This window comes from Bordetella tumulicola (genome assembly GCF_965138755.1).
Taxonomy (GTDB): domain Bacteria; phylum Pseudomonadota; class Gammaproteobacteria; order Burkholderiales; family Burkholderiaceae_B; genus Bordetella_A; species Bordetella_A tumulicola.
This window is the reverse complement of sequence record NZ_CBCSFP010000013.1, coordinates 109223-122000: the sequence shown is the minus strand read 5'-3', so window position 1 is coordinate 122000 and position 12778 is coordinate 109223. Positions and strand designations below refer to the sequence as shown.

Annotated in this window: 5 protein-coding genes; all 5 read right to left on the bottom strand. The window is 61.4% G+C overall.

Translation table 11 applies throughout. From position 1 onward, the window contains the following. Positions 1-8 precede the first annotated feature (8 nt). The 5 genes from treZ to ACNAZS_RS23480 all read right to left on the bottom strand — a co-directional run bounded on the left by treZ (position 9) and on the right by ACNAZS_RS23480 (position 12769). Positions 9-1775: a malto-oligosyltrehalose trehalohydrolase gene (gene treZ, locus ACNAZS_RS23500; protein ID WP_415792992.1), complete on the bottom strand. Its 1767-nt coding sequence runs from the start codon at positions 1773-1775 to the stop codon at positions 9-11. An 80-nt stretch (positions 1776-1855) separates the two neighbouring features. After that, positions 1856-3967, bottom strand: a complete 2112-nt coding sequence (glgX, locus tag ACNAZS_RS23495; protein ID WP_415792952.1) for a glycogen debranching protein GlgX — start codon at positions 3965-3967, stop codon at positions 1856-1858. 2 nt (positions 3968-3969) lie between these two features. Next, complete coding sequence (gene glgB, locus ACNAZS_RS23490; protein ID WP_415792950.1) at positions 3970-6171, bottom strand: 1,4-alpha-glucan branching protein GlgB; 2202 nt, start codon at positions 6169-6171, stop codon at positions 3970-3972. Next, a complete protein-coding gene (gene treS / locus ACNAZS_RS23485; protein ID WP_415792949.1) occupies positions 6168-9518 on the bottom strand; it encodes a maltose alpha-D-glucosyltransferase in 3351 nt (1116 codons plus the stop codon). The genes glgB and treS overlap by 4 nt, the downstream gene beginning before the upstream one ends. A 14-nt stretch (positions 9519-9532) precedes the next feature. Further along, entirely contained in the window at positions 9533-12769 is a 3237-nt protein-coding gene (locus tag ACNAZS_RS23480) for a maltotransferase domain-containing protein (RefSeq protein ID WP_415792948.1), read from the bottom strand. Positions 12770-12778: the final 9 nt, after the last annotated feature.

Sequence of the window (12778 nt, the reverse complement as noted above, 5' to 3'; positions counted from 1 at the left end):
GCCAGCGCTCATTGTGCTTCCTCCAATAGGCACACGGTGCAAGCGGCGGGTAAGCATGCGCGAGCCAAGGCGTCGCATGCACCGGCAACACTCTGGAATAGCAAGACAGCGGTATCGCTGGGCGGCTCAAGTTGCAGCGAGTCGGCGTCTTGATCGCCCAGGTTGGCATACAGTGAAAGGCGCGCGCCGTCGCTCATGCGCCAATGTGCACCCACCACCGAAGAGCCCAACACGTAGGCCGCTTCGGCGTGGGTGCCGGCCAGGCGGGGGACGATCATGTGCTGGCGCACGGCCAGCAAGGCCTGATAGTACTCGTGCCACTGCGTCGAGTCGGGGGTGTCTACCCACGGGTAACTGGCCGTGTAGGTGGCCGCTTCGTTGGGATCCGGTAGCGGTTGGCTCGCAGGTTGTTGTCCGCGAATGCCAAAGTCGAACTCCCGTCGTCGGCCATCACGTACGGCTTGAGCAAGGGTCGGGTCGCGATAATCTGTGAAGTACAGGAACGGCGCTACGGAGCCGCATTCCTCGCCCATGAATATCAGTGGGATTTGCGGTGTCAGTAGTTGCAGCGCCACGGCGGCTCGCAGGGCGGCGGGACGCTTGTTGGCAAGTGTCAGCAGGCGCTCGCCAAAGGCGCGATTGCCGACCTGATCGTGGTTTTGCAGGAACAGCACGAACGCGGTGGGGGGTAGGCCGCTCGTGGGCTCGCCGCGACGTCGTGCGGGATCACGCAACGTGGGCTGTCCCTGATAGACGAAACCCGTGTTCAGACAGCGTGCCAGCATAGCGGTAGGTTCCGTTGCATAGTCGGCGTAGTAGCCGTGCGTCTCGCCTGTGAGCAGATGATGCAGCACATGGTGCCCATCGTCATTCCATTGGGCATCGTAGCCTTGCCGCAGCAGCGAGGCCCGGTTGTCGTCGTTTTCCACAACCAGATGAATGTGCCGGGATGCAGGAATATGACTGCGTACGTAATGTGCCAGGCGGGGTAGCCATTCGGGATTGGCGATGGCATGCACGGCATCAAGCCGCAAACCGTCGAAGCGGTACTCCGTCAGCCAATAGAGGGCGTTCTCCTCAAAGTAGCGGCATACCTGTGGTCGCCGGAAGTCAATGGCTGGCCCCCAAGGGGTCTGTATGTCATCGCGAAAGAACTCCCGGGCGTATAGGGCCAAGTAATTTCCATCAGGGCCGAAATGGTTGTAGACCACATCCAGCATGATGCTCATTCCCAGTCCGTGCGCCGTATCGATCAGCGTCTTCAACTGCAGCGGTGTGCCATATCGGGGATTTGGCGCGAAGGGCAACACACCGTCATAGCCCCAGTTTCGTTGGCCAGAAACGTCGGCGATAGGCATGAGTTGCACGACGGTGACGCCAAGCGCCGCCAGCGCTGGCAGGCGTTGCTGCAAACCGGCGTAGCCATCCGCCAGGCCCACATGGACTTCGTAGACGACGGCCTCCTCCCAAGGACGGCCGTTCCAGTCCGGATGGGACCACGCGTAGCCGCCCGATGCGGTAACGATACTGGGACCATGCACGTCATCGGCTTGTCGGCGCGACGCGGGATCCGGCACGGTTCGTTGCGTGTCGAGCCGGTATTGGTAGCGCGCGCCGGGCGGGCAGTCGACACGCGTGTGTATCCATCCCGTCGCATCAGGCCGCAGCGGGATAGGTGCTAAGCCCTCGATTTCCAGCGCCAGGGAGGGCGGCGCCGACGGTGCCCACAGCCGAAAGCATGTCGTGCCATCGGACATCACCTGCGCGCCAAACATCGGCGTGGCGTCGTTGAGCGGCGCGGGCAGCTGGTCGGGCGACGCGGCGCTATCTATCGTGGCAGAGGGAGGCGTTGCGCTCATGGCGTACCTCTGGGGGTCTGGGCGCTTAACACCAACACGCTGTGTGCCGCCACTTCCTGCGCTTGGTCATCGGCGGGCTGCGTAGGGCGCGAAGGTTGAGCGCTATCGAGTTCGATGGTCCAGGCAAGCGTTGGCAATGGCAACTGGAAATTGACGGGTTCGTCGCCGGCGTTGAGCAGCAGCAAGGTGACGTTCGCCTCATGGTCATCGTTTGCCGCCGCGCGGCGCATCGCCAGCGTCCGGCGTTCGGCGTCTTCCCAGGCCGGCGGATCCATTGGCTGGCCGTGCTCGGTAAACCACGACAGGGCGGCAATGCCGGGTGCGATTTCGTAGCCCGCGTCGCCGTAACGGGCCGCGCGCAGGCTGGCATGGGCGCGTCTGAGGGCAATCAGGCGTGCCGTATAGCGCGCCAATGACGCGCCAGGATCTGTCGCCAGATCCTGCCAGTCCAGCCAGCTGACGGGGGTGTCCTGGCAATAAGCGTTGTTGTTTCCTCCCATGCTGTTGCCGAACTCGTCGCCCGCCAACAGCATGGGGGTGCCATCGGCCAGTAGTACGGTCGCCAACATCGCGTGTTGCACCCGCGAGCGCAAATCCAGAATCCGATCGTCGTCGGTCGGACCTTCATGGCCCCAATTAGCACTGAAATTTTCTCCATGGCCGTCAGCGCCTTCTTCGCCATTAGCCTCATTGTGGCTGCAGGCATAGCTGGTGACATCGCGCAGGGTAAAACCGTCGTGCGAAGCGACATAATTGATGCTGGCCCAGGGGCGCCGATGCCGACGATCAAACAGATCGCGGGAACCCGTCAGTCGTGCAGCCAACTCGCCTGTCATACCGTCGTCGCCGCGCCAATAGCGTCGCGTGCCGTCTCGGAAGCGATCATTCCATTCGGCGAAACCGGGTGGATGTTGGCCCAATTGATAGCCGTCGGGCCCCACATCCCAGGGTTCGGATATCAATTTCAGCCGTGTCAGCTGCGGATCTTGCAGGATGGCGTCGAAGAAACCCGAGCCAGGGTCGAAACCGGTGCCTTCGCGCCCGAGCGTGACACCCAGGTCAAAACGGAAACCATCCACGCGATAGGTGCACGCCCAGTAGCGCAGCGAGTCCATTACCATTTGCAATACGCGAGGATGCGAGATATTGAGGGTATTGCCGCAGCCGGTGTCATTGACGTAATAGCGTTCATCACCCGGAACCAATCGGTAATAGCTGGCGTTGTCCAGCCCGCGCCATGACAGGGTGGGTCCCAGCTCGCTGCCTTCGCAGGTATGGTTGTAGACCACGTCCAGGATCACTTCAATATCCGCGGCGTGCAGACGTCGTATGGCTTGCTTGAGTTCATTGGGCCCGCCTTGCGGCACATAGCTCGGCTCAGGCGCGAAAAACGACAGGGTGCTGTACCCCCAGTAGTTGCGCAGACCCCGCTCGATCAGAAAACGGTCTTGCAGGAATGCGTGTACGGGCATCAATTCGACGGCGGTCACGCCAAGGCGGTGCAGGTGGTCCAGAAAGCGCGGATCGGCCAGGGCGCCTGCGGTGCCGCGCAGGGGCGTGCGTAGATCCTCGCGTTGCATGGTGGCGCCGCGCAGGTGCACCTCATACAGCACGGTGTCATTCCAGGCAGTGCCTGGCGGGGCACTGCGGCCCCAGTCGAAATAGTCGTCGACGACGACGGCCTTGGGCATGGCGATAGCGCTGTCGCGTCGATCCATGCTGAGGTCGGCCTTGGTATGTTGCATCCGATAGCCGAATAGCGCGTCCGACCAGCGCGGCGCGCCCGTCAAGCGGCGCGCATACGGATCGAGCAAGAGTTTGTGTGGGTTGAAACGATGCCCATTGCGGGGGTCGTAGGGGCCATGCGCGCGATAGCCGTATACCAGCCCGGGTTGTGCATCGGGCAGATAGCCGTGCCATATCTCGTCGGTGCACTCGGGCAGTGCCAGCCGACACAATTCTCTGCGGCCGCGCTCATCGAACAGGCAGAGCTCAAGGCGCGTCGCATTAGCGGAGAACACGGCGAAGTTGATACCCAGGCCATCGCTGGTGGCACCCAATGGGTAAGGGGAGCCCGCTGTCAGTCGGTGGTGCATCGAGTCAGCCATAGTCATCCTTCGTGACGCAGCAGCAGCGTCGCAAATGGCGGCAGGCTCAGCGATAGCGATTGCGCCTGGCCGTGGGCAGGCGCGTCATCCGTCTTAGCCAGGATAGGTTCTGCCAGTCCGGTACCCCCATAAATGGCGTCATCCGTGTTGATCCGTGCCCGCCAGCTTCCCGCCAGCGGGACACCGATGCGATAGTCGTGACGTGCCACGGGGGTGAAGTTGCATACCGCCAGCACGTAATGCTGGCCGTCGGTGCGCACGAAGGCCAGCACGCTGTTGGTCTGGTCGTCGCCGATCATCCAGGCAAAACCCGACGGATCCGTGTCGCGTCGATGCAGTTCGGGCAGCTCGCCATAGAGACGATTCAGGTCCGCAATGAGCCGCTGCACGCCGCGCGGCGCGGGATCATCAAGCAGGCGCCAGTCGATGGCGGCATCATGATTCCATTCGCTTTCCTGCGCGATTTCACCGCCCATGAACAATAGTTTCTTGCCGGGGTGAGACCACATGTACGCGTAATAGAGACGCAACTGAGCAAGGCGGTCGGCGTGCCCGCCCGGCATCTTGCCCAACAGCGAACCCTTGCCATGTACTACTTCGTCGTGAGAAAGGGGAAGTATGTAGCGCTCGGAATAGGCGTACACCATGCTGAAAGTGACATCGTGATGATGGTGGCGGCGATGCACGGGGTCGCGACGCATATAGCGCAGCGTGTCGTGCATCCAGCCCATGTTCCACTTATAGTCAAAACCCAACCCACCGTCGCTGACGGGCGCGGTGACGCCAGGCCAGGCCGTGGACTCTTCGGCCACCATGATGACGTCGGGGCATTCGGCGGCGACGGCTGTGTTCAGTTCACGCAGGAACTCGACTGACTCGAGATTTTCCCGACCACCATACCGATTCGGAATCCATTCGCCCGGCGCGCGACTGTAATCGCGGTATAGCATTGACGCGACGGCATCGACGCGCAGTCCGTCGATATGAAAATCGCGCAACCAATGCAGCGCGCTGGCGATCATGCAGGCTTTTACTTCGTTGCGCCCCAAGTTGTAGACCATGGTGTCCCAGTCGGGATGGAATCCTTCGCGCGGATCGGCGTATTCGTACAGCGCGGTGCCATCGAATCGGACCAGCCCATGCGTGTCGTTGGGAAAATGGGCGGGCACCCAGTCCAGTAGTACCCCTAGTCCGGCCGCATGACATTCGTCGACAAAATGCGCAAAATCCGCGGGTGTCCCGTAGCGGGCGCTGGGCGCGAACATGCTCAGTGGTTGATAGCCCCATGAGCCGCCGAACGGATATTCCATGATGGGCATCAGTTCTATATGGGTGAATCCGAGCGAGCGCGCGTAGGCGGGCAGGCGTTCGGCCAAGCGGTCCCACAGTGGCGCGGGGTTGGGATCGCTCAGCCACGAGCCCACGTGGACTTCGTAGATGGCTAATGGCGCATCGGGGCGTTGGCGCGAGGCACGTCCTTGCATCCAGGCTGCATCGTTCCAGGCGTAAGGCGTTGCGTCAGGCACGACGGATGCGGTCGCGGGTGGTGCTTCCGTTTGGCGCGCCATGGGGTCGGCCCTCTGCATAGTAACGCCGTCGGCACCCAATATCTGGTACTTATAGCGGCTATGCGGCGCCACGCCCGGCACGAAAATTTCCCAGACGCCGGCGGTATGACGCAGGCGCATGCCGTGGCGTAGCCCGTTCCAGCCGTTGAAGTCGCCCACCAGTGCTACGCGGCGAGCGTTGGGGGCCCATACCGCGAAACGTACACCGGTCACACCGGCGACCTTGCACGGGTGCGGGCCTAGGCACGGTGCGGCATATTGCCACGCACCTTGTGCGAACATGCCCAGGTGCGAATCGTCCAGTAGCGGACCATAAGCGTAGGGATCGTCAATATCTTCGGTTCCACCGGACCAGCGTATACGCAACCGATAATCGGCAGGCGCATCGTGACAGTGCTTGGTGATGTCGGCTTCATAGAAGCCATTGCCGATGGGAGGCAAGGACAGCGTGGCGCCGTTGGCGAATACGGCCTCTACACCTAGCGCGCCCGGCATCAGCACGCGCAGGAGTGTGCGGCCATTCAATCTGTGCGGACCCAGCACGCCGAACGCGTCAGGATAGTGGCCCGCCAGCAACGCTTCTTGTACTGAAGGCGTGAGGCTCGTGGGGGGGGCGACCTTTACCGTTTTGTTCATGGGCGGTGCTCCTCATGATCGATAGCAACTGCCATGAGTTGGGTACGTGCCAGTTCGGCCAGGCCGCACAGCGGAATGGCTACCCAGTCAGGCCGATGGAGGGCTTCATAGCAGATCTCGTATGCGGCTTTTTCAATCAGCACAGCCTGCAGCAGCGCGTGTTCGCGTTCGGGCGGCAGTCGAAGCGCCGGGTCGGCTGCCGCGTGGTAGCCCTGCATGAACGCGTCGGCCGCGCGTGTGCGAAATCGTGGCAGAAGGGTGCTGCGGCGGTCTGGCGGGCTTTCGCCGAGGGCTCCGCCCGTGCTGTCATCCGGGACCGGCGCCGTCACGGTGCCCAGCGGTTCATTGCGACCGAGGGTTGCCGTGACGTAATCGAATGACCGCAGCATGCCGGCTATGTCCTTGATCGGGCAGGTCTTGCCGCGCCGCTCGGCAAGCGGTCGGGCCGGCTCGCCTTCGAAGTCGATCAGATAGGCGTCGGTGTGCGCCAGCAATACCTGGCCGAGATGGAAATCTCCATGAATGCGTAATTGCATGGCACCCGTTTCAGCCTGCGTCATCTCCGTAAGCTGTTTAGCCAAACGGTCGCGATGCTCGCGCAGCCAGGCCGCGCAGGCGCGGGCAGTGGCGTCCAGGGTTGACTCCAACCCTTGTAGCAAAACGAGCGCGCGGTCCAGCATCGCGATGATGGCGTCGGCATGTGCCTGGGCGTCATCTGCGGTAGCGATTTGTGGCGCGAAGGCGGGATCATCGCAGGGGCTGGCCAGTATATTGTGTAACTCAGCCAGTCGGCGTCCTATCGTGCTGGCTACGGTGGTGTAGCCTGCCAGCGCCTCGTCGAATGCGTCGACACTGGCATGGCGGGCGAGCGTGTCGTCCAACGCGCGTTTCAGATAGTCGACCGTCCACGTCCAGGCATCGCCTTCATGAACCAGATAGGCATGTAATAACGCCAGTGTACGCATCGAATGATCAGCATCCCGGCGGGCGACCTCGCCCAGCAGCGCCGGGGTATTGGCGTAGCCGGTCTGGGTCAGATGGCGTGACATTTCCACTTCGGGGGACATTCCCGGTTCGAGGCGACGCACGATTTTCAGAACAGCCTGGTCGCCCACGGTGACGGAGGTATTGCTTTGTTCGCCGCTATGCCACTGTAGCGGTGCGTCGGCCGGTAACTCCATGGTACGCAATCCGGCTTCGGGAAAGAAGCATAAAGCCGAGGACGACTTGGCCGCCGTATGTGGCTCATGCCCGGATTGCAGAGACGCCACCAGCGTTCGCACGTACCCCTCTTGGCGCGAAGCGTCGGCCAGCACACCCACAGCGGCGCCACGGCGGATGCGCGCCAGTACGTAATCCTGCGGGGACGCGGCCCCCCAGATCACCGAGAGCGGCACATGAAGACGTGTGCGAGCGCTACCCGTGCCGGTTTCCAGTTCGGTCATCAAATATTGTTCGACGTCGCCATCAGCCAGGGGCGTATAGGCGACCAGGCGGGCCACGTTGATACGGTGTTCGGCGGGAAACCATCGCTGCCGCTGCAAAAAGGCGGGCAGCACATCGTGCTCAAACGCGTGTCGCGATGAATCTGTCAGCGCGAAGCCATCGCGCCCCAGTAGCACCAGCGTCATGAGATCGGGCATTTGTTCGGGCTGCTGCGCATGCCAGGCGGGCAACGCATGTTCGGCGCTCAGATTGAACCAGTAGAAACCGTAAGGCGGTAGTGTCAGCAGATACGGTAATGTGCCGATATCCGGAAACGGGCTTTCGCCCAGCATTTCCACCGGAACCTTGCCGGCGAACTCTGTCAAGTCCAGCTCTACCGGTTGAGCGGTGTTGGACAGGTTGGCGACACACAAGATTGTGCTCGCATCGTCTTGGCGCAGATAGGCCAGGATCTTGCGGTTACCCGGATACAGAAATCTCAACGTACCGCGTCCGAAAACGCGCGACTGCCGGCGCTGGGCCACCATGCGGCGAGTCCAGTTCAACAGTGAATGCGGATCGCGCTGCTGGGCCTCTGCGTTGACCGCCTCATAGCCGTACAAGGGCCCCATCAGCACCGGCAGAGGCAGACGTTCGGGATCGGCTCGGGAAAATCCACCATTGCGGTCGGGCGACCATTGCATGGGGGTACGCACGCTATCGCGGTCGCCCAGATGAATGTTGTCTCCCATGCCCAGTTCGTCGCCGTAGTACAGCACCGGCGTGCCGGGCATCGATAACAACAGACTGTTCATCAGTTCGATACGGCGGCGATCGCGCTCCAGCAGCGGCGCAAGCCGGCGCCGAATGCCCAGGTTGATGCGGGCGCGAGGATCGGCAGCATAGACATTCCAGAGATAATCACGTTCTTCGCTCGTCACCATTTCCAGCGTCAGTTCGTCGTGATTACGCAGGAAAATGGCCCATTGACAGGTCGCGGGAATCTCCGGCGTCTGCCTGATGATGTCGGTGATGGGAAAGCGGTCTTCCTGCGCAATGGCCATGTACATGCGTGGCATCAGCGGAAAATGAAAGGACATATGGCATTCATCGCCATTGCCGAAATATTGCTGGGCGTCTTCGGGCCATTGGTTGGCTTCGGCCAGCAGCATGCGGCCGGGATACTCGGCATCAATGACAGCTCGGATGCGGCGCAGTATCTGATGGGTTTCAGGCAGATTTTCGTTATTGGTGCCCTCGCGCTCTACCAAGTAGGGGACGGCGTCAAGCCGCAGGCCGTCGACGCCCATATCCAGCCAATACCGCATGACCGAAATAATCTCTTTCAGTACCTGGGGATTGTCATAATTCAGATCGGGCTGATGCGAATAAAAGCGATGCCAAAAATAGGCGCCGGCCTCGGGATCGCGCGTCCAGTTCGATTTTTCGGTATCGCAGAAAATAATGCGTGTGCCCGAATAGGCCTGATCATCGTCGGACCATACATAGTAATTGCGGGCTGCGCTGCCCGGACGGGCGCGTCGCGCGCGCTGAAACCAGGGATGCTGGTCGGACGTATGGTTGACCACCAGTTCTGTAATCACCCGCAGGCCGTGCGCGTGGGCCGCGCGCACGAAGCGGCGCGCATCGGCAATCGTGCCGTAATCGGGATGGACGCCGCGATAGTCGGCGATGTCATAGCCGTCGTCGCGCCTGGGCGAGGGATAGAAGGGCAACAGCCAGATCGTGTCCACGCCCAGGTTCGCAATGTAATCGAGTTTGGCGGTCAGCCCTTCGAAATCACCGATGCCGTCGTGGTTGGCATCGTAGAAATAGCGGATATGCAGCTGATAAACGACCGCGTCCTTGTACCAGAGCGGCGTGTCTTGTGGCGACGGGAGGACAGATCGTGCATGTGGCATAAAAGCTCCGCGTATCAATCGTGAACCGATAGGCGCCAAAGGCGGTAAGGTTGCTCGGGATGCAACGCAATGTCGCGCCATTTGCCGTGCCAGTATTCCCGCTTGCCGCTGAGCAGATCGTCGGCATGCAATTGACCGTCATCGGGCTGGCCGAATAGCCAGAAGGGCGCCTCCATGTTTATGTTCTGTCCATGGTGTGGGTCCAGGCTGATGGCGACCAGCACGACATTGCTGCGACATGGTGTGGTTTTCCAAAAGCACAGAACATGATCATTGCCGGTGTCGATGGGCGTAAAACCGCGGTGCGTTTGCAGGGCGATATTGGCGCGGCGAATGGCATTGAGCTGCGTGATCTGCGCAATGATGTTGCCGGGTGCTTGCCAATCGCGCTGACGCAATTGGTACTTTTCGGAGTCCAGGTATTCCTCCTTGCCCGGTATAGGCTGAAATTCACATAATTCGAACCCGCTATACAGGCCCCATAATCCCGACGTCGTCGCGGCCAGCGCGGCACGAATCAAGAAACCCGGCCGACCTGACGTTTGCAAAAAGTACGGATTGATGTCTGGCGTATTGACAAAAAAATTGGGGCGAAAGTAATCGGCTGCCGGCGAGGTCGAGAGTTCTTGCAGGTACTCCGTCAGTTCGCGCCGAGTGTTGCGCCAGGTAAAGTAGGTATACGACTGGGTGAACCCAATCTTGGCCAAGCGATACATCATCTTGGGGCGCGTAAAGGCCTCTGATAAGAACAGCACATCTGGATGCTGGCCCTGGACCTCGCCGATCAGCCATTCCCAGAACGGCAAAGGCTTGGTATGTGGATTGTCTACGCGAAAGATGCGCACGCCGTGGTTGACCCAGAACAGTACGATATCGCGTAGAGCGCGCCATAGCGATGACTTTCGAGTACGTCGCCCGGTGCCTTTATAGAACGAGACATTCACGATGTCTTCATATTTCTTTGGTGGATTTTCGGCATATCGGATCGTGCCGTCGGCGCGCCGGTCGAACCAGTCGGGATGCTGCGCCAGCCATGGATGATCGGGTGAGCACTGGATGGCGAAATCGAGGGCAATTTCCATGCCGTGTTCGTGCGTGCGTTCGACCAGACGCAGGAAGTCGGACAATGAGCCCAATTCCGGGTGAATGGCATCGTGGCCTCCCTCCGCCGCGCCGATGGCGTAGGGGCTACCGACGTCGCCTTCCTGGCAATCCAGGCTGTTGTTTGGCCCTTTCCGGTGGCTGTGGCCGATCGGATGAATCGGCGGAAAATACAGCACGTCAAATCCCATGTCGCGCACCGCCGGCAGACGCGCGATCACGTCGTCAAAGGTGCCATGCATCTGCGGCCGGGGCGCTAGCGAGCGGGGAAACATTTCATACCAGCTGGCATAGCAAGCGGCACGTCGGTCTACCCATAACGGATAGGGTGCTGGACTGACATACTGGAAAGGCTTATCGGTGACTGCCTGCATAGCCGCTGACAGAGGGCTATCGAACAGCGTTTCAACCTGCTCGTGGGATGCCTGATCGCTTAGGCGCTGCGATGCAAGCGTGATCGGAGTCAATACCGCAACCTCGACGGATGCTTTGCGACCACGCACCACCGCGTCGCGCAGCAGAGCCGCGCCGTCCAGCAGATCCGCCGTCAGATCTTGCCCGGCGTCATGCTTCTTTTTGAGATCCGTGCAAAATGTTTGCCATGTGTCATACCAGGCGCTGATGGCAAACTCGTGTCGGCCAATGCGCAATGGCCGGATGGCCGCTTCCCAGCGATCATTGGACAGGGCGCGCATCGGCTCCGCGTGCCAGTCGGTTTCATCGACGGCACGCCACAGTACCTCGGCGCTGAGCTTTTCGTGGCCATCGGTGTAGATGTCAGCCTGTACGCGCACGACGTCTTGCGCCACGCATTTTGCGGCGTACTTCCCTCCGTCAACGGCCGGGGCTACGTTCTCGACGACAATCCGGGGGTTGCGCTGAGTACGCGAGCCGGGAGAACGCTCGGGGGTTGGGGCCTGCACCGACGTGAGCGGCTCGACAGTGAATGCCGCCGCCGCGCCGGGCCCCAGTTGCTCGCCGCGTAAGCGCATGGCAGGCGGTACTGCGTCGTGCTGCGGTACGCCGGCGGGTAGCAGACGACCGATATGTTCCCAGTCCACGCGTGCCGGTGCGTCGGTCATGGGGTTGGCCAACAGTACCCGCGCACCCAAGGCGGCGTCCTTGACCCAGGCATCGTGGTGCACCAATACGGTACATCTTCCGTCTTGCCCCGCGGCACTACGCAAGGGTCCGGCGGTTGGCTGGCGGCGTAGCCAGGCGTTGAGTTGCTGATACAGCCGTTGCCGCGCGTCGAGTCCGCCCTCGATCAGAATGCCGTCGCCGCTGATGGCGGCTGCCCACAGTCCGCGCAGAACCTGTGCTTCGGAAAGCGCGGGCGGCAACTCAGGGGAAACGGCGATGACGGGCGCGACCGCGCGCAGACGCGCGTGTTCTTCGGCCAACCACGTCGACCGGAAGTCCCACCATGGCAGCGAAGAAAAGACGGCGTCGAAGTTCGCCGCGCGCAATCCTTCGAGTTGCTGTGGATCCAGTCCCGGCGTCCAGGCCAGGAAACGCCCATCCGGAAAGGCAGCGCGTAACGGCATCAACAACGCGTGCCAGTCGTCAGCATCCACGCGCTGAGGTGCATTGATGCGAAACCCCGCCAGTCCGGCATCCAGCCATCGTGTCAATCGCTCGATCCAGTCGTGCAAAAAGCCCTGGGGTAGTGCGCCGTCGCGCAAATGGCGAATTCCACGCGCTTGCAATGCGCTGCGTGGGTCGCGGGCGGGATCGTCGGCCGGAGCGAGATACCAGTCGGGATGCCGTTCAATGAGAGGCGAATCTACCGCAATACGATCCAATACCAGATCCATGTATACCGGCAAATCATGATGTGCACCGCTGAACGCTAGACGCTGCAGCCATTCAGACAGTGTTGCGTCTGTGGCCAGACGGGAATCGGGCTGATCAGGGTCCAGCGGCGCGGCTGACCAGGTGCCGCCGCGTGGGCGCAGCCACAGCGGTTCGACGAGCAAGGCATTGAAACCGCCGTCGCGCACCCGTTGGCACAGCGCATCCCATGGACGCGCCAGATCGGTATCTGGTGTATTGAATTCAGCGCCACGCGCGTAATACATACGCAATGGCTCTTGCGTCGGCACGGACGACGGGGACGATAGGCTGGGACGGTGCTTGCGGTTCTCCATACTTGTCAC

Bases quoted from the DNA above. Each gene is read 5' to 3' on its own strand.
- ACNAZS_RS23480 (WP_415792948.1), bottom strand. From the start codon at position 12,769: ATGGAGAACCGCAAGCACCGTCCCAGCCTATCGTCCCCGTCGTCCGTG.
- glgB (WP_415792950.1), bottom strand. From the start codon at position 6,171: ATGAACAAAACGGTAAAGGTCGCCCCCCCCACGAGCCTCACGCCTTCA.
- glgX (WP_415792952.1), bottom strand. From the start codon at position 3,967: ATGGCTGACTCGATGCACCACCGACTGACAGCGGGCTCCCCTTACCCA.
- treS (WP_415792949.1), bottom strand. From the start codon at position 9,518: ATGCCACATGCACGATCTGTCCTCCCGTCGCCACAAGACACGCCGCTC.
- treZ (WP_415792992.1), bottom strand. From the start codon at position 1,775: ATGTTTGGCGCGCAGGTGATGTCCGATGGCACGACATGCTTTCGGCTG.